The sequence below is a fragment of the Dorea sp. 210702-DFI.3.17 genome, from assembly GCF_020560825.1.
Lineage (GTDB): Bacteria > Bacillota > Clostridia > Lachnospirales > Lachnospiraceae > Dorea > Dorea formicigenerans.
Genome location: NZ_JAJCNB010000031.1, coordinates 1 through 22,080, shown reverse-complemented (window position 1 = coordinate 22,080; position 22,080 = coordinate 1). Strand labels below are relative to the sequence as shown.

Sequence of the window (22,080 nt, the reverse complement as noted above, 5' to 3'; positions counted from 1 at the left end):
TGCTTATTTAGAAGCTGCTTTTACACTTGAAACGGTGTTAGCGTTAAGTGATGTACTCTCTTTGTAAGGACAGAACAGCATGTAAAGGAAACCGATCAGAATTACGATTGCTGCTACTGTTCCGATACCGAATCCGCCACCTGTGAAGAGTGTACCAAACTGGAAGATACAAAGAGCTACGAGGTAAGCAAGTAAGCATTGATATCCGATTGCGAACCAGAACCATTTTGTGTTGTTCATCTCTCTTTTAATAGCTCCCATTGCTGCGAAGCATGGTGCACACAGAAGGTTGAATACAAGGAATGAGTAAGCTGCGATCTGTGACATGCTGCTTGCAAGTGTTCCCCAGATTTCCTGTCCGTCTTCTGCAACTTCTGCAAATCCGAAGAGCTGTCCGAATGTACCTACAACGTTTTCTTTCGCTACAAGTCCTGTAATAGCTGCTACAGTCATCTTCCAATCTCCCCATCCGAGTGGTGTGAAGATCCAGGAAATCAAGTTACCGATCTTAGCAAGAATACACTCTGCCTGTGCTGCCTCCATAGCTGCTCCCTCAAGTCCATCGAAGTTCAGCATTCCGAATCCAGCATCTGTCCAACCGAAGTTCAATAAGAACCAAACAACGATTGTTGATAATGTAATAATTGTACCAGCTTTTTTGATAAATGACCAGCCACGTTCCCACATACTTCTAAGAACGTTGCCAACAGTTGGCATATGATATGCAGGAAGCTCCATAACAAATGGTGCCGGATCTCCTGCGAACATCTTTGTCTTTTTCAGGATGATACCAGAGCAGATGATTGCTGCGATACCAACAAAGTAAGCACTTGGTGCTACCCATGAAGCGCCATCGAAAAGTGCTCCGGCGATCAGGGCGATAATTGGAAGTTTCGCTCCGCAAGGGATAAATGTTGTTGTCATAACAGTCATCTTACGGTCACGGTCATTCTCGATTGTACGGGAAGCCATAACTCCAGGAACTCCACAGCCTGTTCCGATCAGCATCGGGATAAATGATTTTCCGGAAAGTCCGAACTTACGGAAAATACGGTCCATGATGAATGCGATACGTGCCATGTATCCGCAAGACTCAAGGAATGCAAGGAAAATAAATAATACAAGCATCTGAGGTACGAATCCAAGTACAGCACCAACTCCGGAGATAACTCCGTCTACAATCAGACCTGTTAACCAGTCCGCACATCCGATTCCTTCAAAGAAGCTCTGAGCTGCCGGAATAATCCACTCACCAAACAATGTATCATTTGTCCAGTCTGTCAATATGGAACCTACTGTTGTTACAGACACATAATATACAAGCCACATAACTGCTGCAAAGATTGGAAGTGCAAGCCATCTGTTTGTTACGATGCGGTCAATCTTATCAGATGTTGTCAGTTCCTGTGTTTTATTCTTCTTTAAGCAGTCTCCGATAATAGAACCAATGAAACTGTATCTCTCATTTGTGATGATACTCTCTGCATCGTCATCCATCTCTTTCTCTGCACGAGCAATGATATCTTCAACGTCCGGTGCATTTTTCATAGCGTCTTTGATCTTATCGTCACGCTCAAATAATTTGATCGCGTAAAATCTTTTCTGCTCTTCCGGAATTTCATATCCAAGTCTGCCTTCAATCTCATTCAGGTAGTTCTCAACTTCCGGTGCGAACTCATGCACAGATTCCTGTCCGGCTTTCTGTCCGGCGTGCTTTACTGCTCTTGAAGCTGCATCTTTGATTCCATCACCTTTCAGAGCAGAAATTGTTACAACTTCACAGCCAAGCTTCTCAGCAAGTTTCTTTGTGTTGATCTCATCACCATTCTTGCGTACAATATCCATCATGTTAATTGCCATAACAACCGGGATACCAAGCTCAAGTAACTGAGTTGTAAGGTATAAGTTACGCTCCAGGTTTGTTCCGTCTACGATATTCAGGATTGCATCCGGACGCTCTGTGATCAGATAATTTCTGGCTACAACTTCCTCCAATGTATATGGTGATAAAGAATAGATACCTGGAAGGTCCATAATTACAACTTCTTTGTCTTCCTTCCATTTTCCTTCTTTTTTCTCAACAGTAACTCCAGGCCAGTTACCAACGAACTGATTGGAACCTGTCAAAGCATTGAAAAGTGTTGTCTTACCACTATTCGGGTTTCCGGCAAGTGCTATCTTCACTCCCATTTTTTACATCCTCCTGTTTTACTCTCTAATTAATTATTTAACTTCGATCATCTCTGCGTCTGCTTTTCTCAGAGACAATTCATATCCACGTACAGTAACTTCCACCGGATCACCAAGTGGTGCTACTTTACGGACATAAATGCTGGTTCCTTTTGTGATTCCCATATCCATAATTCTTCTTTTTGTAGCTCCCTCTCCATGAAGCTTTACTACGGATACTGTCTGATCAACTTTCACATCTCTTAAAGTCATTCTCCCGTTCCTCCTAGACCATTATTTTATTAGCAATTCCTTTGCTGACTGCAACTCGTGATTCTTTGATCTGGGCAATTATGTTACCCTCGTTACTGGAAATAACTTTCACCTCACTTCCAGCTACGAATCCGAGATTCTCCAGGAATCTTTTTGTTTCTTCATTTCCACCTACCCGGACGATAGATGCACTTTCGCCTGGATTTAACATCGTTAACGGCATCATAATCCACTCCTTCTCCTCGCTAAATTCTCACAACCATCTCTTTATGGATCAGTTCCATATCTTCCAACAGTTGCACAGTACGATACACAGTTGCAATTCCGACTTTGTCATCCTGCTTCTTTGCCGCATAATAAATCTCCTTACAAGAGGAGTATTCATTATTCAATATAATGTGTAAAAGAAGCTTTCTCTGTTCGGTAATCCGATAGCCAGCTTTCTTTAATTGATTTAATACTTCTTGAAATCTCTCTTCTTGGCTCATATATATTACCTCGCACGATTTGAAACTGATTATCATTTCCATCGCTTATTATATTGTTAATGATAATCATTGTCAATAATGTTTTATCAAAAAAGTTTGTCTTGACTATCTTTTTATGTTTTTTATTAATTGTTCATACATCATTTCTATTTTTTTTGCATAATGCACTTCAGGCTGCTCCAGCACGGGCAGCCTAAAGGTATTATACAAAAAAGTACCACCGCACGAATTCGTGCGGCGGTACTTTCATTCAAAACTCTTACGCAAGTCTTATTCTTCTGTTGTAAATTCATTTTCTTCTAACAGATCATCGTCTGAAAAATCTGTATCCAGAATATCTAAATCGTCATCATCATCTAATCCTTCTTCAAAGAACAGATCGTCATCCATAGATAACTCACTATTCAGTCTGATATCACGATACTTTCTCATACCTGTACCAGCCGGGATATGTTTTCCGATGATTACGTTCTCTTTCAGACCTACCAGCGGATCGATCTTTCCTTTGATTGCTGCCTCTGTCAGAACCTTTGTTGTCTCCTGGAAAGAAGCGGCTGACAGGAAGGAATTGGTTGCAAGAGAAGCCTTCGTAATACCCATGATGATCGGCTCTCCGATTGCAGGCTCTTTTCCTTCTGCCTCCAGTACCTCATTCACATCCTCGAACTCAAGTCTGTCTACATTTGTTCCCGGAAGGAACTCTGTATCTCCAGACTCCTCGATACGGATCTTCTTAAGCATCTGGCGAACGATAACCTCGATATGCTTATCGTTGATCTCAACACCCTGCAGACGGTAAACTCTCTGTACCTCCTGGATCATGTAATCCTGAACTGCACGGATGCCTTTAATTCTTAAGATATCATGCGGATTAATACTACCTTCAGTCAGCTCATCACCGGCCTCAAGTTCCGCTCCGTCTGCTACCTTAATACGTGATCCATAAGGAATCAGATATGCTTTTGATTCACCTGTCTCATGATTTGTTACGATAATCTCACGTTTCTTCTTCGTGTCGTTCAAATTCGCAGTTCCTGCAATCTCTGTGATGATCGCAAGTCCCTTAGGCTTTCTTGCCTCAAAAAGCTCCTCAACACGAGGAAGTCCCTGTGTGATATCTCCACCGGCAACTCCACCATTATGGAATGTTCTCATTGTAAGCTGTGTACCAGGCTCTCCGATTGACTGAGCAGCAATAATTCCGACAGCCTCTCCAACCTGTACCGGCTCACCTGTTGCCATGTTGGCTCCATAACATTTTGCACATACGCCACTGTGTGAGCGACATGTAAGGATTGTACGGATCTTAATCTGTGTTAATGGTTCTCCGTTCTCATTTACACCCTTCTTGCAGATCAGTTCTGCACGTTTTGGTGTTACCATATGGTTCTTCTTAACAAGAACATTGCCATCTTTATCTACAATGTCATAGCACAGGTAACGTCCTGTAATACGCTCCTGAAGACTTTCGATTTCTTCTTTTCCATCCATGAATGCTTTTACAAAGATTCCAGGAATCGGTGCATCTTTCTTTGCACAGTCTACTTCATGAATGATCAGCTCCTGAGATACGTCAACAAGACGTCTTGTCAGATATCCTGAATCGGCTGTACGAAGAGCTGTATCAGACATACCTTTACGTGCTCCATGGGCAGACATGAAATACTCCAGTACGTCAAGTCCTTCACGGAAGTTTGAAGTGATAGGCAACTCGATTGTATGACCAGTTGTATCAGCCATCAATCCACGCATACCTGCAAGCTGTTTGATCTGTTTGTCAGATCCACGGGCTCCTGAATCAGCCATCATGAAGATGTTATTGTATTTATCAAGACCAGAAAGCAGTGCCTCTGTCAGTTTGTCGTCAGTTGCCTTCCATGTCTCTACAACTTCTTTGTAACGCTCCTCCTCTGTGATGAGACCACGTTTGAAGTTCTTAGTGATGCGGTCTACAGTATCCTGTGCCTGCTGGATCATCTGTGGTTTCTGCGGAGGTACCGTCATATCGGAAATAGATACGGTCATGGCAGCTCTTGTAGAATATTTATATCCAATTGCTTTTACAGCATCCAGAACTTCTGCTGTTGCAGTTGCTCCGTGTGTATTGATAACCTTCTCAAGGATCTGCTTTAACTGTTTCTTTCCTACGTGGAAATCAATCTCCAGAAGAAGTTTGTTCTCCTCTTTTTCACGATCAACGAATCCAAGATCCTGTGGGATGATCTCGTTGAAAATGAAACGTCCAAGTGTGGACTCTACAATTCCTGTGATTTCTTCTCCACCTGGCATTGTCTTTGTCACACGTACTTTAATCTTAGAGTGAAGTGTGATTGCCTGATTCTCATAAGCAAGGATTGCTTCATTTACACTCTTGAAAATCTTACCTTCTCCTGCTGCACCTGGTCTTTCCTGAGTCAGATAGTAAATACCAAGTACCATATCCTGTGAAGGAACGGCTACCGGACCACCATCAGATGGTTTCAGGAGGTTGTTTGGTGAGAGCAGTAAGAATCTGCACTCAGCCTGTGCTTCTACGGAAAGCGGAAGATGGACAGCCATCTGGTCTCCATCGAAGTCGGCGTTAAACGCTGTACAAACAAGTGGATGAAGCTTGATAGCCTTACCTTCTACAAGGATCGGCTCAAATGCCTGAATACCAAGTCTGTGCAGTGTAGGTGCACGGTTCAACATAACCGGATGCTCTTTGATGACATCCTCAAGGACGTCCCAAACCTCTGGCTGAAGTCTCTCAACCATCTTTTTAGCATTTTTAATGTTGTGTGCAGTTCCGTTCTGAACAAGCTCTTTCATAACAAATGGCTTGAACAGCTCAATTGCCATCTCTTTCGGCAGACCACACTGGTAAATCTTAAGTTCCGGTCCTACAACGATAACGGAACGTCCAGAGTAGTCAACACGCTTACCAAGCAGGTTCTGACGGAAACGTCCGGATTTACCTTTCAGCATATCGGACAGAGATTTCAGTGCACGGTTTCCAGGTCCTGTTACCGGACGGCCGCGACGACCGTTGTCAATCAGGGCATCTACCGCTTCCTGAAGCATTCTCTTTTCATTTCTTACGATAATATCTGGAGCGCCTAACTCAAGAAGGCGTTTCAGACGGTTATTTCTATTGATAATTCTTCTGTACAGATCATTCAGGTCAGATGTTGCAAAACGTCCACCATCAAGCTGTACCATTGGACGAAGATCTGGCGGGATAACCGGAACATTTGTCATGATCATCCATTCCGGTTTGTTTCCAGACTCACGGAAAGCTTCTACAACTTCCAGACGTTTTACGATTCTTGCACGTTTCTGTCCGGTAGCGCCTTTGAGGCCTTCTGTCAGATCTTCGTATTCTTTTTCAAGGTCGATTGCCTGAAGAAGCTCTAAGATAGATTCAGCTCCCATTCCAACACGGAAACCTTTTCCCCAGGATTCTCTTGCTTCCTGATACTCCTGCTCAGACAGAACCTGCTTATACTGCAGGTCTGTCTCGCCTTTATCAAGTACGATATAAGAAGAAAAATATAATACTTTCTCCAGTGTTCTAGGAGACAAGTCAAGGATCAATCCCATACGGCTTGGGATTCCTTTAAAGTACCAGATATGAGATACTGGGGCTGCCAGGGCAATATGACCCATACGTTCACGACGTACACTTGCCTTAGTAACCTCTACACCACAACGGTCACAAACAACACCTTTATAACGGATTTTTTTGTATTTACCGCAGTGACACTCCCAGTCTTTGCTTGGTCCAAAAATTCTTTCACAGAACAGACCATCTCTCTCTGGTTTTAAGGTTCTATAGTTAATAGTCTCAGGCTTTGTTACTTCGCCTTTTGACCACTCCAGAATCTTTTCAGGTGATGCCAACCCGATTTTGATTGCATCAAAAGTCATTGGCTGATATGATTGTTCTTTACTATTTTCTGGCATACAGGCACCCCTTTCTATTCATCATCTGACATGTCATCATAGTCATCAAAACTATCGTCGTCATAATCTGAATCGTAATCGTCTTCGTCCTCTTCCAGTTCCTCATTTACAAGTTCCTCTCCCTGGAACTCCTGAGTTGTATAACCGTGTTTGCCGAAGTCTTCCTCATCACGACGATATTTTCCATCTCCTTCGATCAGTGAGCGGAAGCTGGTCTCTCCCATATCGGAAGTTTCCATAATCTCCACCTCTGTATTGTCATCACGAAGTACACGAACATCCAGTCCGAGAGACTGAAGCTCTTTCAGAAGTACTTTGAATGACTCCGGAATACCTGGTTCCGGAATGTTCTCGCCCTTGATGATCGCCTCGTATGTCTTCACACGACCGATTACATCGTCAGACTTCACAGTCAGGATCTCCTGCAATGTGTAAGATGCGCCATAGGCCTCAAGAGCCCATACCTCCATCTCTCCAAAACGCTGTCCACCAAACTGTGCTTTACCACCTAATGGCTGCTGTGTTACCAGTGAGTAAGGACCTGTTGAACGTGCATGGATCTTATCATCAACCAGGTGATGCAGTTTCAGATAATGCATGTGTCCGATTGTTACCGGGCTGTCAAAATACTCTCCTGTTCTTCCGTCACGAAGACGAACTTTACCATCTCGTGAAATCGGAACACCTTTCCAGAGTTTTCTGTGATCTCTGTTCTCATACAGATAATCCAGAACTTCCGGAAGCAGCTCTTCTTTATGTTTCTTTTCAAACTCTTCCCAGCTTAAGTTGACATAGTCATTTGCCAGATCAAGAGTATCCATAATATCTATCTCGTTCGCACCATCAAATACAGGTGTAGAAATGTTGAATCCAAGTGCTTTTGCTGCCAGAGACAGGTGAATCTCAAGGACCTGTCCGATATTCATACGTGAAGGCACACCCAGCGGGTTCAACACGATATCAAGCGGACGGCCATTTGGCAGGAACGGCATATCTTCTACTGGAAGTACACGGGAAACGACACCCTTGTTACCATGACGTCCGGCCATCTTATCACCAACAGAGATTTTTCTCTTTTGAGCGATATAGATACGAACAGACTGGTTCACTCCCGGTGACATCTCGTCGCCGTTGCTTCTTGTAAATACCTTGGCATCTACTACGATACCGTACTCACCATGAGGTACTTTCAGAGATGTATCTCTGACCTCACGTGCTTTCTCACCGAAGATTGCACGAAGCAGTCTCTCCTCGGCTGTCAGCTCTGTCTCTCCCTTAGGAGTAACTTTACCAACAAGAATATCTCCGGCACGGACCTCAGCACCGACGCGGATAATTCCTCTGTCATCCAGATTCTTAAGCGCATCATCACCGACACCCGGGATATCACGAGTGATTTCCTCTGGTCCAAGCTTGGTGTCACGGGCTTCTGCCTCATATTCCTCAATATGGATAGATGTATATACATCATCCTGAACAAGTCTCTCACTTAAGAGAACCGCATCCTCGTAGTTGTAACCTTCCCAGGTCATGAATCCGATCAGCGGGTTCTTTCCTAATGCAAGCTCACCATTAGATGTAGACGGACCGTCAGCGATCACATCGCCTTTCTCCACTCTGTCACCCTTGAACACAATTGCTCTTTGATTGTAGCAGTTGCTCTGGTTGCTTCGAAGGAATTTTGTAAGTTTATATTTTTTCAGTTTTCCATCATCCTGGCGGATCTGGATTTCTGCTGATGTTGAACGCTCAACAACTCCTGCTTCCTCAGCGACTACACATACTCCTGAGTCAACAGCAGCTTTTTCTTCCATACCTGTTCCGACTACCGGTGCCTCTGTCATAAGAAGCGGTACTGCCTGACGCTGCATGTTGGATCCCATCAGCGCACGGTTAGCATCGTCATTCTGAAGGAATGGAATCAAAGCTGTAGCAACAGAGAATACCATCTTAGGAGATACGTCCATATAGTCAAATGCTTTTCTCTCATAAGCCTGAGTCTCTTCACGGTAACGACCGGATACGTTCTTATGAACAAAATGTCCTTCCTCATCCAGTGTCTCGTTGGCCTGTGCTACATGATAGTTATCCTCTTCATCCGCTGTCATATAAACAACTTCGTCTGTTACACGCGGATTCTCCGGATCGGAGTGGTCAATCTTACGATATGGAGCTTCAATAAATCCATACTCGTTAATTCTTGCATAACTTGCCAGTGAGTTGATCAGACCGATGTTAGGTCCCTCAGGCGTCTCGATAGGACACATTCTTCCATAGTGGGAATAATGTACATCTCGAACCTCGAATCCGGCACGGTCTCTTGAAAGACCACCAGGTCCTAAGGCAGACAGACGTCTCTTGTGAGTCAGCTCACCAAGCGGGTTGTTCTGATCCATGAACTGTGACAGCTGAGAAGATCCAAAGAATTCTTTTACCGCTGCAGTTACTGGCTTTATGTTAATCAGGGACTGTGGTGAAATTCCTTCCAGATCCTGAGTTGTCATTCTCTCTCTTACGACTCTTTCCATTCTGGACAGACCGATTCTGTACTGGTTCTGAAGAAGTTCTCCTACCGCACGGATACGTCTGTTACCCAAGTGGTCGATATCGTCATCATTACCAAGACCATACTCCAGATGCATATTGTAGTTAATAGAAGCCATGATATCTTCTTTTGTAATATGCTTCGGAATCAGATCATGGATATCTCTCTTGATAGCCGCTTTCAGCTCATCGATATCTCCTGCCGTTTCCTCAAGGAGATTTGCAAGTACCGGATAGTAAACAAGTTCTGTTACACCAACCTCTTCCGGATCAATGTCAACAACTTCCTTCAGATCTACCATCATATTAGAAAGAACTTTGACATTTCTCTCTTCTTCCGGTCTGTCGATCCATACATACGGAACAGCTCCGTTCTGGATCCGATCTGCAATTTCTCTTGTCACCTTTGTTCCAGCCTCAGCGATCACCTCGCCTGTAATCGGGCTTACTGCATCCTCCGCAAGAACATGTCCTGAAATACGGTTCTTGAGAAGGAGCTTTTTATTGAATTTATAACGTCCTACTTTCGCCAGATCATAACGTCTTGGGTCGAAGAACATACTTGTGATCAAACTTTCTGCACTGTCAACGGCAAGCGGCTCACCCGGACGGATCTTCTTATATAATTCAAGAAGTCCTTCCTGATAGTTTGTTGCAGCATCTTTCTCAAAACTTGCCATAATCTTCGGTTCTTCACCAAAGAGTTCAATGATCTCCGGATTTGTACCGATTCCAAGAGCACGAATAAGTACTGTGATCGGCACCTTTCTTGTTCTATCTACTCTAACATAAAAAACGTCATTGGAATCTGTCTCATACTCCAGCCATGCACCACGGTTCGGAATGACAGTAGAGGAATAAAGCTTTTTACCCAGCTTATCATGTGCAATTGCATAATAAATACCAGGGGAACGTACCAGCTGACTTACGATTACACGCTCCGCACCATTAATTACAAATGTACCAGTACGTGTCATCAGCGGCAGATCTCCCATAAAGATCTCATGCTCGTTAATCTCATCCGTCTCTTTATTATGAAGTCTTACTCTGACTTTCAGCGGTGCTGCATAAGTTGCATCACGATCTCTGCACTCATCAATGCTGTATTTCACATCATCTTCACACAGTGTGAAATCAACAAGCTCCAGGCTTAATTTACCGCTATAATCTGTAATTGGGGAAATATCTTCAAATACTTCCTTCAATCCTGACTTAAGGAACCAATCATAAGAATCCTTCTGCACTTCAATCAGGTTCGGCATCTGAAGAACTTCTTTTTGTCTGGAATAACTCATTCGTGAGCTTTTTCCGCTTTTCATGGGACGAATTCTGTTCTTTTCCATATTGACGTTTCACTCTCCTCTTATTTTTTTTGTGGTCCGCAAAATGCCCTGTTATCGCAAAAACGACGAAAAAGAGCTTTGTGACTCAGTTTTTCGTGCAATATCATGGCATAACTTTCCACAATAGCGCATTTTTTACTATAGCACAAAGCCCTTTTTATTGTCAAGAGCAAAATCATATTTTTCCATATTATTTTCAATTGTACACTATTTTTCCCCAAAATGCAAACCCTCAGTTTAAAAGTTTAAATAAAAAATGGAAAAGGGGAGTTTAAACTTTTACTTCTGAGGGTTTGTTTTTATATCAGTATTTATCGATTTTTACTTTTCTGCCATGGTTTAAAAATCCGATCCAGCAGGAAGAATACAATTCCGATTCCAGCTGTAACAGGAATCCACCATATATCCATATTCTTTTCCGCCGCTATCCACGAGATTGCAATAAAGAAAAATGCAATTGGGAAAAATGTCTTTTTAATCATACGAATCACCTACTCAAACACTGTCTGTTCTTCAATCGTGGTCTTCAGAGAATCAAGCGCTTTCTGAACCATTTTCTTTCTTACTGTAAATTCTTCGTCTGCCGGCAATTCTGGATTTCCAGTCGGATACGGAATTCCGGTAGCCGGAATAATTCTGTTTGCACCTACTGCTTCCGAAATTGGAACAATCGAACAAATATGTGCCGTTGGGATTCCAAGACTCTCCAATGTCTTCGCCATCGTTGCACCGCAACGAGTACAGGTTCCTCAGTTGGAAGTCAGGATTGCTGCTGACACCTCGTTCTTTTTCATATCAGCCGCAATTTCCTCTGCAAATTTCTTGGCACTACTTACTGCTGTTGTATTTCCTACTGTCGAATACAATTTGCCAAATACTTCGCCGATTCCACCTTCTTTTTCAATAGCCCGAAGTGCATCAAGCGGAACAACTCTGTCCGGATCTTCCGTTGCATATACCGGATCATAACCACCATGAACTGTCATAAACTTATCTCCGGTAAGATCTGTAAGTTCCGCAATATCATATATTCCAAACTTATCCGGGTTTGCAGATGCAATATGGTCCGGGTTTCCCTTTGGCACAATTCCTCCAGATGTTACAAGCGCAATCTTTGCATGTTTTAAATCTGCCACTGCCGGGGCCGGATGTACTTTATTAAATACAGGCATCGGCAACTCTGTTGTAAATGGTTCGCCTTTCAGTTTTGCAACCATCATATCTACCGCACGAACTGCTCCTGTCTTTTCTGTGTGAACATTTACTCGAAAGCCCTGAGGAATATATCCTTCTTCCTCTGGGAATCCAATTTCTTCACCGGTCAGCATCTTTCTCGCAAGCTTTACCATAACAGGAATAACTTTTCTCATACCTGCTGCCGAAATCGGAGTTTCTACTATATATACTGTCTTATGGAACATTTCTGCTCCCGGGTTTTCCGGATAAAGACCGGTAAGTACCGGAATTTTATATTTTGCAGCCACTGCATCACAAATTGTTCCACACGCTAACCCATAACGACCTGCATTAAATCCAGGACCGGCAATAAACAGATCCGGTGTCTTTTCTTCTACTACTTTTAATATCTCTTCCAGAGCTTCATCCTGATGATCCGCGAAATAATTATCACCACAAACGATCGTTGCGACAACCTCGCCAATATCTTTCAGTGCCTCCTGCATTGCAACAGCTGGTCCGACACTTCCTTCTTTTACGATCGGCGTCTGGTCTGCCGCCTCTTCTCCACCAATCTGTCCGTAAAATTGATTTATATAATAAACGATTTTCTTCATGTCGCACCTCCTATCTTAATTTTGTCATCATATGCTCATATCCCATTTCACAACAGGATCCCATAATTGCCGCGATTTCTACTGACACTGTTCCATCTGCATTGATACTCTCAGAATTTCCACCGGTAATGATTCTTACATTTTCCTGGTTTCCTATTACTTTATCCATCTTCGGCAAAGTAACAAACTGATTACCATTTCCATTCGTTACAACTGCATCGGCTTCAGGTGTCACATCCGCAAGTCCCTGAGAAGACCCATCTCTTCCGCAATACTCATCTGTAACAAGAACTGTCTTAATTCCCTTGTGTTCATGAAATTTGCAGTTGAGCATCAAATCCGTCTCTGGATTTCCTCCTCCTTCTTCACTTACAATAACTCCATCTACTCCCAGAAGTTCTGACAGATTACTTGTATAATAGGCTGCCCGCTTCTTTTCATTTAACATTGCACTTTCATTACTCAAAAGCACTCCTACAAAACAAATATCTTTTCCATGTCTACGAAGAAGATCTAACACAATCGGATTATTCTCATGATGGATTGTTGCATTCTTATGTCCCGGTGCCGCACAATTCCCACTCACAATTGCACCGTCTAGAATTTCAAGCGGATCAATCATGGTCGAAAGAATGCCTTTTACATTTAATCCATAAACATAAGTATCATGCATCAACCCCTGGCACTGAACCATATCCACATAGGCAACCTTTGGAAGATTCGGATATTTTACACCCATTTCCAGTATGGACTCATGCTCAAATGTTTCCGTCTCATCTGGTTCAAGATTTAATGTCTGCTTTGCCATATAGGCTGCTGTTTTAAGTCCTGCAATTCGTACTGTTGCCTCATGTACATGTTTGTGAAGATCTGGTACCGGTGTAATCAGTGGCACCAAAATGTTCATTTTTGAAAAGCTGTTAAAATCAGCTCCTGGTCCGGACATGTCTATAATCCCTTCCTGGAATGCTACAATCTGTCCGGAAGTTGCCACACAGCAAGTTTCAAGTACATTTGTTTCTCCATTGCCTACAGTCTCAACACTTCCAACATATCCTGGAAATATCTGTCCAGTTCCACTTTGTTTATAACGCGGCTGGATTACATCTTTAATCGGAATAATTCTTACCGATTCTCCAGGTCTTGCGATATCAAAATCCACAGCTGCGATATTGCTGTCTTCCATCAGATATTCTGCCAGTTCTCTTTTACATATATAGAGTACTCCGTCTTTATAACTACTCTCATCTGCAAACTGAATATCTTTGACATAAAATTTATTCAACGTCAGTTTCATATTGCTTCCTCCCAATCTTCTTTCTTAAGCTCCAGCGATTTCCAATGCCCGTTCCGTAATAGACAAGTCAATCAACTGAAAATCATTTTTTGCTTTGTCATCCCACCTTTGATAAATTGGAATCTCCCGAATCTCATACAATCTTTCCGCATAAGCAATAGCTTGTTCAATCAAAATTTGGGATTCCGCATCCACACAGCCTCTGCTTTTTGATAAAAAAACCGTTTTATACGGAGTAATATCCGGCCGCACACTACTTGTCAGCGGGTGGCTAAGCAGGCGGTAACCTTTGGCGGTCTCACCGGCAACCATCTGAAATAATTTCAGAACATCCACATCATAATATTCATTTTCTGCATAATTTTTTTCTACGACCGCCGGATTATTTGTAATGATTCGAAAGGATTCCAACATGTCCGCTCCTCCTGTTCCAAAATATTTTTATTTTGTAAGATTCTGTACCATATCAACTGCTTCCTGTCCATAAAGCTCTGTCAGCTTCGGCCATACTTCTTTCTGACATCTCTCATAGAAAGCATCTAACTCTTCATCTGTAAAATTAATGATCTGAACACCATAATCTTCTAGCTTCTGTTCATATTCTTCTGTCTGGGTCGGCGCTTCTTTCCATCTTTCGTCTTCCAGATGATTTGCTGCTGTCTGTAATACTTCCTGCTGTTTTTTAGACATTTCATTCCATTTATCCATATTAATGTAGAGATACCATACTTCAAAATGGTCATTATACGGAAGATAATACTTTGCCACATCCCTGTAACTGCTATAATAGCCTTCAGCACCAGAACCAATCATTCCATCGATAACACCTGTCTGCAACGATGTAAAACAATCATTCAACGCCATTGGTGTTGCAATATATCCAAGCATTGTTGTTACAAGCTCAGGTCCTTTCATTGTCTGGCAGCGAACTTTGATTCCCTGATTTTTCATAGATGCCGGATTATCAACTTCTTTATTCATGATAGCGCCACCAAAATAAAGCGGATATACGGATAGCAGCTTTATATTCTGATCTGCCAGATGATCTGCGATCGTAGCTGTGAATTCACTGTCTCTATTAAAAATCTTATAAGCATCATCCCAGTTGGAACAAATATACGGTGCACTTGTGATTCCAAGATATTTATCCACACTTGTTCCAAGTGTCGCAAACTGCATTTCCACATCTCCGATACTTACCAGTTCTTGTACTGTTGTGTAATCTCCAAGCTGTGCTGCCGGGTATACCCAGACTTCCAGAGAATCATCTGCTGCATTTACTTCATCCGCAAATTTATTAATATCCACATCTGCGACGGAACCTTCTGCACGGTAATGGCTCAGTTTTAAGAAGAAATTCTGCTCACCATTCTGATTTGTCTTGTTTCCACACGCTGCCAGTCCCGCTGTCATTCCAAGAACTAACGAAATTGCAATTAACCGTTTTCTCATTTTCATCTGAAGCACCTCCTCTAAACACTGAATCCGCACATTCTAGGAATTGCAAGTGCAAGATCCGGAATATATGTTGTAAGAAATACAACCGGCACATAACCAAGAATTAAAAATGTCATAGTCGGTTTTAAGATTTCATGAAATTCCGCTTTTCCTATTCGCATTCCAAGGTAAAGAATACTTGCATATGGTGGTGTAACTCCTCCCATTGCCAGGTTTACGCCCATGATTACCGCAAAATGTACCGGGCTGACTCCAAGCTGTGTCATGACTGGCATCAGAAGCGGTGCACAAATCAGGACACCTGTTGTATCGTTTACAATCATTCCAACGAGGAAAAGGAAAATATCAATAATAAAAAGTAACAGATATTTGTTTGTTGTAATTCCCATCAGAAGGTCGAGTACCAGTGACGGAACTCTGTAAATAGTAAATACACGGCTGAGCATCAGACAACATACGATCATGACCATGATAGAACCAATTGTACTGGATGCTTCTTTTGTCATCTGAAGGAATCCTTTAATTGTACAGGCTTTATATACCCAGATTCCTACAGGAATCGCGTAAATTGCACTTACCGCTGCCGCTTCAGTTGCTGTGAATACACCACCGTAAATACCACCAAGGATAATCAGTGGCATAATCAGTGCCGGAATCGCCTTAAATGTCTTGGAACCTACATTTTTCAGATATTCATCGGCTGGCTTTTTCTCCAGTACTTTTAAATCAAACTTTTTGCTCCAGATTACATGTATTACGATAAATAACGCCGTAATCAAAAGTCCAGGTCCTAATGTAGAAAGGAAACATGCAAGAATTGATGTCTCTGTAACCCATCCGAACATAATCATGACTACACTTGGCGGGATCAGAAGTCCAAGTACGGAAGATACTGTAACAAGTGCTGTCGCATAACCTCTTTCATATCCCTGTTCTTCCATTCTAGGAATCATGATAGGACCAGTTGCTGCAACTCCTGTAAATCCACTACCAGAAATCGCTCCCATAACTGCGCATACAACAATTGCTACTGTTCCAAGTCCGGATTTGATATGTCCGATAAATGAATCCGCACAATCCAGAAGCCGCTTGGCTATACCACTGCCGCCCATATACGTTCCGGCTAGAATAAATAGCGGGCTGGCAAGAAGAACGGTTCCGGTTGACTGGGAGAACACCCACACAAGCATTGTTTTCATGGATACATTTCCAAATGCACTTAAGAACATCAGCGCTCCCAAGAAACATACCGGAAGAGGAATACTCATCATAAGCAAAAATACAAGAAGTATTACATCCAGTAAAATAATAAGCAAAGCATTTTCCATCATAACCGCTACACCTCCTTCGTTCCTTCCACTTTTTTGTTATATGCTTTCAAATCTTTTGTAACCTGAATCACATCACGGATTGCATAAATCAGCATCAGCACAAAACCAACTGTCATTGCCAGGTTCGCGAAGAACAGTGGTGCATATGTAATATCTGCTACTTTCCAAGTCGTCAGTGAATAATAAAAATAATAGAAAGACCAATAAGTAATCCATGCAAGTATTACTACGCAGATAATCCGTTTTACAAGGTTAAATATAAGCATTGAATGTTCTTTTTTAATATAAAGAGTTAAAATTCCACATTCAATATGGCTTTTTTCATAAGAAGCATTGGCTCCACCGAGCATATACAGCCAGATGATTGGAAATACCATAACTTCTTCTACTCCCATCAAAGATGATTTAAAAACATAACGCATAACAACTTCATAGCCGATCATAGCAAGAAGCAACAGCGCCATCACGATCGATAAACCATATTGGAAATTCACAAAGTATTTTGCAATCTTTGCAATTCCTTTTTTCTCATCCATAAGCTACCTCCTTCATCCTTTATTGCCATGTTACTTTTGAAATGCATTTCATCATTCTTAAGATACGAATATAGTACATTTTTCTATTTATCATGTCAATATTCGCAGTCTTTTTATAGATTTTCTATATTATTTTTTCATTTTCCCTTTATTTTCAGGCCTTTTTAAGATTTTTATATTTTGTTAATTATCTAAATCATCATTTAACAATAATGATTTCTTCACAATAAGCGCGCTTGCATTTGAATTTACTCAAAATAAGTACTATAATCAATTGTGAAAAAAAACATAATCTTTGTAAAAATTTGATATTCTTTATATTTTCGGGAGGTTTTAAGTGAAAAACAGTATACAAAATCCAGAAAAAGGAATCGCACTGTATTATCAGGTCGAAAACTCGATTCGCGAAAAAATAGAAAACGGTGAATGGAAAGTCGGTCAGAAACTTCCGACAGAGCCAGAGCTCTGTCAGTTTTTCGGCGTCAGCCGCACAACCATCCGTCAGGCAGTCGACAGTCTTGTCTCTGCCGGTCTATTGGCAAAAAAACAGGGCTCCGGTACATACGTTACCCAAGCCACAACAGCCAGAAACCACTTAAATTTTCAACCAAGCAATATTGTCTGCCAGTACATTTATTCTCCATTCCTGCAAAGCGATATGGAGCATTGTTACAAAAATCTTCTTCTGACCAATATCGCCCACATTACCATGCTGCACAAACAGCGACTTCTTGCCAAAGATGAGGCCCGTTCTCTTTTGCAGTTCATCATTCCGCTTATGGACATGCACCCACAGACAATCGGATATAATCCAGTAAATGAAGATTATCTATTAAATTTCGAGGAATATATTACTCGTAATCTCAGTGCAGAATTAAACGGCAAAATGCAAGTAGCACGTAGCCGCAACGACATGACTCCTACCATTCTTCGTATGAGTATCCGTGATGAGCTTCTTATACTCCTTGATCGTCTGCTTTATTTTATGCAACAATTAAGAACTCTTGCCGAACAAAACCAAGGAAAAATATTTACCGGCTATACCCACTGTATGCCAGCCCAGCCTATTACACTGGATTTTTATTTTCTTGCCATAGCAGAAGCAGTAGACCGAGATTTTAATCGAATTCTTTCTGCCTATCCGACATTGAACCAATCTCCTCTTGGTTCCTGTGCACTGGCTGGAACTTCATTTTCTATCGACCGCGAATATACCGCTTCACTTCTTGGATTTGATGGTATTATCGTCAATGCCCTGGATGCAGTTGCATCCAGAGATTACTTACTAGAGCTTGCCTCCCATTTTTCTACTCTGGGTTCAACACTTTCACGGTTTGCACAGGACCTTTATACCTGGTCATCCGCAGAATGCAGCTACCTCTCCATCTCTGATGCCTATTCCTGTTGCAGCAGCATTATGCCCCAAAAGAAAAATGCATTGTCTTTGGAACACATCCGAAGCAAAACATCTCATCTGACCAGCTCATATATGGATATACTTATGTGTTTAAAAGGCACCTCTTTCAGTCACTCTCGCGATCTATTTGAATGCATGACACCATACTGGCAGATGACAAATGAATTAAGGGGAATTTTAGAACTATTTATTGGGACATTGGACAACATAACATTCCACTATGACCGCATGGAAGTTTTTACTGCACACAACGATTCTGTCCTTACTGACATTGCTGATTTTCTTGTTCAGAAAGATCACATTTCTTTCCGAAGCGCACACAACATCATTTCTAACATTTCTAAAAGCCGTAACGGAATTGCAGATGCTCCGATCAGCCTACGTATTTTGAACAATGCAAGTATTAAAATTTCCGGCAAAAAGACTTCCCTTACCCATGAGGAACTGATGAAACTTCAGTCTCCAATCGTATCTATCCAGCGAAAACAAAGCTCCGGTTCACCGTCATCCCAGGCATGTCAGGCAATGCTGCAATCTGCACAGATTGCTTTACAAAAGGATACCGACCAGTTAAACACAATCCGAACATCATTGCGTGCTTCCAGGAATTACCGTCAAGAGCAGATTAATCAAATTTTAAACATAGATTAAATTCAAAAATTTGTCAGTGAAACATACTTTGTGTATTCGGTCAGAACCTTTTTTTGTTATATAATTGACATTAAAAAAGTGAGTATCGGGTTTTCCCTGTACTCACTTCTTTTCTATAATCTATTGTGTTACTTTTCTCTACTCTCATGCGAACATTTTCTATTGTTTTTTGTTGTATCCCGCTCGATAAGCTTCACGTCAAATACATTTTTCTTCTCGTAAGGTTCCCCATTCACAGCTTTGAGAATAATCTCTGCTGCCAGATGCCCCATCTCTTTAATCGGCTGATGTATAGTCGTCAGCTCTGGAATAAATAATTCGCCGAACCCGACATCATCGAATCCTACAAGCTGAACTTCCTGCGGTATTTTCTTTCCGTGTCTTGTGAACACCTTATATACCGACATTGCTACAATATCATTTCCCGCAACTACCCCGTCAACTTCCGGATACTTCTTAAGGATCTCTTCTGCTGCCCGAAGTCCACTCTCATAATTATAACAACAGTCCACACTCTGCTCTTTGAGATTGTATTTTTTACACACATCCAGATAACCTTCGTATCGTCTGCGCCCGCTGGAATAACCGGTCGGCTCTTTCATACAGACAATATTCTTGCAGCCACATTTTGCAAGATGTTCTGCCGCCATAAAACCGCCGCGGTAATTGTCTGACTCAATCAATGCATTTTCTTTAAATCCAACAAGCTTGCGGTCAACCAGGACGACCGGTATCGGACAGTCCGCCAACACTTTCCCTGTCTCTGTGCAGTTCGTCATCACAACGATTCCATCTGCCCGGAGTTGATTGAACATCTGAATGTTTACAGCCTCCTTCTCCTCGTCTCCACCCGAACTGCAAAGAAGAATCCGGTATCCATTCTGATATGCCGTATCTTCCACCGCTTTCGCAAGCTCACTAAAAAACGGATTTTCAATATCCGGCACGATCATCCCGATCATCTTCGATGACTTCTTATACAAAGCTCTCGCCAGTTCATTTGGTTGAAATCCTGTCTCCTTTATCGCTGCCTCCACGCGTTTTTTCTTCTCTTCATTTACATTTGCAGTTCCATTCATCACACGTGACACCGTTGCCGGAGATACTCCGGCAAGCTTTGCCACTTCTCTTATGCTAGTCAATGATCCGTTCCCCATTTTTCTTCTGTTTATTTCAATTCATTGGCAACTTCTTCTGCTGTCGGCATTCCTGTCTGTGCACCGAATTTCTCCGTGGAAAGGCTTGCCGCTACATTCGCATAAGTAAGAGCACTCTTCATATCATCACCTGCTGCAATTCTTACAGAAAATGCCCCATTCAGTGTATCTCCTGCTCCTGTCGTATCCACCACATTTGCCTTTCTTGCAGGTACTGTCAGCACTTCTCCATTTTTCAGACATGTAGACACTCCTCGGGATCCCTGTGTAATCACAAGCTTCTCCGGATACTTCTTCAAAAGATTTTCTGTACTCAACTCGTCTCCAAAGATCAGCACTGCTTCATGCTCATTTGGTGTCACATATGTAACTTTGTCGATGATATCCATCGGCACTTCTGCTGCCGGTGCCGGATTCAGTACGACTGGAATATTTTTTTCGTAACAAAACTCTGCAATATAATGAACTGTCTCAAGCGGAATCTCATGCTGAAGAACTACCATGTCATATTTCACCAGTTCACCTTTGATTCCATCTACATAAGCCTTGTCAACTTTCCCATTTGCTCCCGGAACAACAATAATTGTATTGTCACTCTCACCAACTGTAATCATCGCAATTCCTGTCGGCACGCCTTCCAGAACCTGGATATGCTCTGTCTTTACACCAACACGATTCAGATTGTCCAGCATTCTGCGTCCATTGTCATCATTACCAACGCAGCCGAACATCTCGACTTCAGCACCAAGCTTTGCCATAGCAACAGCCTGGTTTGCGCCTTTTCCACCTGGAATATAGCTTAAACTATCGCCCATCAATGTCTCACCCTTAAGTGGAATTCTCTCCGCTGTTACGGTCATGTCCGTGTTGATACTTCCTACAACTGCCAGTTTCATAACTCTTTCTCTCCTTTTCTTGTCTTTTTATTTATTCATGTCTTTTTCTCTTCTGTTTGTGAAACACGTTTCTGAAACCCGTTTCATTTATCTATATTATAGTAATAAAAAATACCGCCGTCAATTACATTGGGTAACTTCAGCGGTATTGCACACTTTTAGCAAAGTGTTTTTATGCAACTTGCATATTTTTTATTATTTTTCTTCTTGAGATGTTTTTATATACTCTTCTACTTCAGAATATATTGTTTCTGCTTCCTGATGTGACACATTTAATTCATCACTGATTTGATTGATAATCTGTTCTTTCTCTGCATGATACTTTTGAGCGGTCTTAACTATTCCAATCGCAATTCCATTTTCCCGACTTTCTTCTCGTTCCATCCTCATATGTTTTTCTTCATCATACTCAAATATGCTCACTCTTAACACCTCTGCTCTATTCTTCCTTAAAAACTCTGCAAGAATACCTTTTTTGATACATTCGTCAATTGCTTTTTCCACTGCTTCCGGGAATGGTATTTGCTGCTGATATTTGCGAACTGCATCCACAAATTTCACATATTGATATAATGTCGGACTTTTTTCTACCATTTCCTCATTATATCCAGGATTTATATTTATGAATCGGATCCTCAGTTCCAAATCCAGTTCTTCCGACTTACTTTCATAAGCATCGGATAAACGTAAAACACTCTGTTCCGGCATCTTGTCTGTTCCATTATAAAATACCACAAATCTCGGTTCGGGAATCTTAATTAACTTCCGTCCATACAGATTAT

Annotated in this window: 16 protein-coding genes and 1 pseudogene; 1 reads left to right on the top strand and 16 read right to left on the bottom strand. The window is 41.9% G+C overall.

Annotation, left to right across the window (positions count from 1 at the left end; translation table 11 throughout):
* Nucleotides 1-3 precede the first annotated feature (3 nt).
* The 13 genes from feoB to LI149_RS12205 form a co-directional block, all read right to left on the bottom strand.
* Nucleotides 4-2,190 (bottom strand): ferrous iron transport protein B, encoded by a 2,187-nt coding sequence (gene feoB / locus LI149_RS12265; RefSeq protein WP_227143419.1) that lies wholly within the window; start codon nucleotides 2,188-2,190, stop codon nucleotides 4-6.
* Between the two features lie 33 nt (nucleotides 2,191-2,223).
* Nucleotides 2,224-2,442 (bottom strand): ferrous iron transport protein A, encoded by a 219-nt coding sequence (locus LI149_RS12260; RefSeq protein WP_005338535.1) that lies wholly within the window; start codon nucleotides 2,440-2,442, stop codon nucleotides 2,224-2,226.
* A gap of 13 nt (nucleotides 2,443-2,455) precedes the next feature.
* Nucleotides 2,456-2,668, bottom strand: a complete 213-nt coding sequence (locus LI149_RS12255) for a FeoA family protein (RefSeq protein WP_005330360.1) — start codon at nucleotides 2,666-2,668, stop codon at nucleotides 2,456-2,458.
* 19 nt (nucleotides 2,669-2,687) lie between these two features.
* Nucleotides 2,688-2,930 (bottom strand): Fur family transcriptional regulator, encoded by a 243-nt coding sequence (locus tag LI149_RS12250; protein ID WP_005338537.1) that lies wholly within the window; start codon nucleotides 2,928-2,930, stop codon nucleotides 2,688-2,690.
* A 270-nt stretch (nucleotides 2,931-3,200) separates the two neighbouring features.
* Entirely contained in the window at nucleotides 3,201-6,875 is a 3,675-nt protein-coding gene (gene rpoC, locus LI149_RS12245) for a DNA-directed RNA polymerase subunit beta' (RefSeq protein WP_173786276.1), read from the bottom strand.
* A gap of 14 nt (nucleotides 6,876-6,889) precedes the next feature.
* Nucleotides 6,890-10,762 carry a DNA-directed RNA polymerase subunit beta gene (locus tag LI149_RS12240; protein WP_117613379.1) on the bottom strand — a complete coding sequence of 1,291 codons (3,873 nt, stop codon included), beginning with the start codon at nucleotides 10,760-10,762 and terminating at the stop codon, nucleotides 6,890-6,892.
* A 311-nt stretch (nucleotides 10,763-11,073) separates the two neighbouring features.
* Nucleotides 11,074-11,244, bottom strand: a complete 171-nt coding sequence (locus LI149_RS12235) for a hypothetical protein (RefSeq protein WP_181972365.1) — start codon at nucleotides 11,242-11,244, stop codon at nucleotides 11,074-11,076.
* Between the two features lie 9 nt (nucleotides 11,245-11,253).
* Nucleotides 11,254-12,555, bottom strand: a complete 1,302-nt coding sequence (locus LI149_RS12230) for a glycine/betaine/sarcosine/D-proline family reductase selenoprotein B (protein WP_227143418.1) — start codon at nucleotides 12,553-12,555, stop codon at nucleotides 11,254-11,256.
* A 10-nt stretch (nucleotides 12,556-12,565) separates the two neighbouring features.
* Nucleotides 12,566-13,852: a glycine/sarcosine/betaine reductase component B subunit gene (locus LI149_RS12225; protein WP_227143417.1), complete on the bottom strand. Its 1,287-nt coding sequence runs from the start codon at nucleotides 13,850-13,852 to the stop codon at nucleotides 12,566-12,568.
* 24 nt (nucleotides 13,853-13,876) lie between these two features.
* Nucleotides 13,877-14,266 carry a GrdX family protein gene (locus LI149_RS12220; RefSeq protein WP_105309718.1) on the bottom strand — a complete coding sequence of 130 codons (390 nt, stop codon included), beginning with the start codon at nucleotides 14,264-14,266 and terminating at the stop codon, nucleotides 13,877-13,879.
* 27 nt (nucleotides 14,267-14,293) lie between these two features.
* The gene (dctP, locus tag LI149_RS12215; RefSeq protein ID WP_227143416.1) at nucleotides 14,294-15,310 is read right to left on the bottom strand and encodes a TRAP transporter substrate-binding protein DctP; all 1,017 of its coding nucleotides are present in this window, start codon (nucleotides 15,308-15,310) and stop codon (nucleotides 14,294-14,296) included.
* A gap of 14 nt (nucleotides 15,311-15,324) precedes the next feature.
* Complete coding sequence (locus LI149_RS12210; protein ID WP_227143415.1) at nucleotides 15,325-16,641, bottom strand: TRAP transporter large permease; 1,317 nt, start codon at nucleotides 16,639-16,641, stop codon at nucleotides 15,325-15,327.
* A gap of 5 nt (nucleotides 16,642-16,646) precedes the next feature.
* Nucleotides 16,647-17,177, bottom strand: a complete 531-nt coding sequence (locus LI149_RS12205; RefSeq protein WP_117606928.1) for a TRAP transporter small permease — start codon at nucleotides 17,175-17,177, stop codon at nucleotides 16,647-16,649.
* Between the two features lie 337 nt (nucleotides 17,178-17,514).
* Here LI149_RS12205 and argH point away from each other — a divergent pair, with 337 nt between their 5' ends.
* Entirely contained in the window at nucleotides 17,515-19,245 is a 1,731-nt protein-coding gene (gene argH / locus LI149_RS12200) for an argininosuccinate lyase (RefSeq protein ID WP_227143414.1), read from the top strand.
* 128 nt (nucleotides 19,246-19,373) lie between these two features.
* Here argH and LI149_RS12195 read toward each other — a convergent pair whose 3' ends face one another.
* The 3 genes and pseudogenes from LI149_RS12195 to LI149_RS12185 all read right to left on the bottom strand — a co-directional run.
* A complete protein-coding gene (locus LI149_RS12195; RefSeq protein WP_227143413.1) occupies nucleotides 19,374-20,387 on the bottom strand; it encodes a LacI family DNA-binding transcriptional regulator in 1,014 nt (337 codons plus the stop codon).
* 26 nt (nucleotides 20,388-20,413) lie between these two features.
* Nucleotides 20,414-21,298, bottom strand: coding sequence for a ribokinase (rbsK, locus tag LI149_RS12190; RefSeq protein WP_227143412.1), 885 nt, complete (start codon nucleotides 21,296-21,298; stop codon nucleotides 20,414-20,416).
* A 195-nt stretch (nucleotides 21,299-21,493) separates the two neighbouring features.
* Nucleotides 21,494-22,080, bottom strand: a pseudogene (locus tag LI149_RS12185) (hypothetical protein); the annotation flags it as partial.

Excerpts from the sequence above, each read along its gene's own strand:
- feoB (WP_227143419.1), bottom strand. The coding sequence starts at position 2,190 with ATGGGAGTGAAGATAGCACTTGCCGGAAACCCGAATAGTGGTAAGACA.
- LI149_RS12260 (WP_005338535.1), bottom strand. The coding sequence starts at position 2,442 with ATGACTTTAAGAGATGTGAAAGTTGATCAGACAGTATCCGTAGTAAAG.
- LI149_RS12255 (WP_005330360.1), bottom strand. The coding sequence starts at position 2,668 with ATGATGCCGTTAACGATGTTAAATCCAGGCGAAAGTGCATCTATCGTC.
- LI149_RS12250 (WP_005338537.1), bottom strand. The coding sequence starts at position 2,930 with ATGAGCCAAGAAGAGAGATTTCAAGAAGTATTAAATCAATTAAAGAAA.
- rpoC (WP_173786276.1), bottom strand. The coding sequence starts at position 6,875 with ATGCCAGAAAATAGTAAAGAACAATCATATCAGCCAATGACTTTTGAT.
- LI149_RS12240 (WP_117613379.1), bottom strand. The coding sequence starts at position 10,762 with ATGGAAAAGAACAGAATTCGTCCCATGAAAAGCGGAAAAAGCTCACGA.
- LI149_RS12235 (WP_181972365.1), bottom strand. The coding sequence starts at position 11,244 with ATGATTAAAAAGACATTTTTCCCAATTGCATTTTTCTTTATTGCAATC.
- LI149_RS12225 (WP_227143417.1), bottom strand. The coding sequence starts at position 13,852 with ATGAAACTGACGTTGAATAAATTTTATGTCAAAGATATTCAGTTTGCA.
- LI149_RS12220 (WP_105309718.1), bottom strand. The coding sequence starts at position 14,266 with ATGTTGGAATCCTTTCGAATCATTACAAATAATCCGGCGGTCGTAGAA.
- dctP (WP_227143416.1), bottom strand. The coding sequence starts at position 15,310 with ATGAAAATGAGAAAACGGTTAATTGCAATTTCGTTAGTTCTTGGAATG.
- LI149_RS12210 (WP_227143415.1), bottom strand. The coding sequence starts at position 16,641 with ATGATGGAAAATGCTTTGCTTATTATTTTACTGGATGTAATACTTCTT.
- LI149_RS12205 (WP_117606928.1), bottom strand. The coding sequence starts at position 17,177 with ATGGATGAGAAAAAAGGAATTGCAAAGATTGCAAAATACTTTGTGAAT.
- rbsK (WP_227143412.1), bottom strand. The coding sequence starts at position 21,298 with ATGAAACTGGCAGTTGTAGGAAGTATCAACACGGACATGACCGTAACA.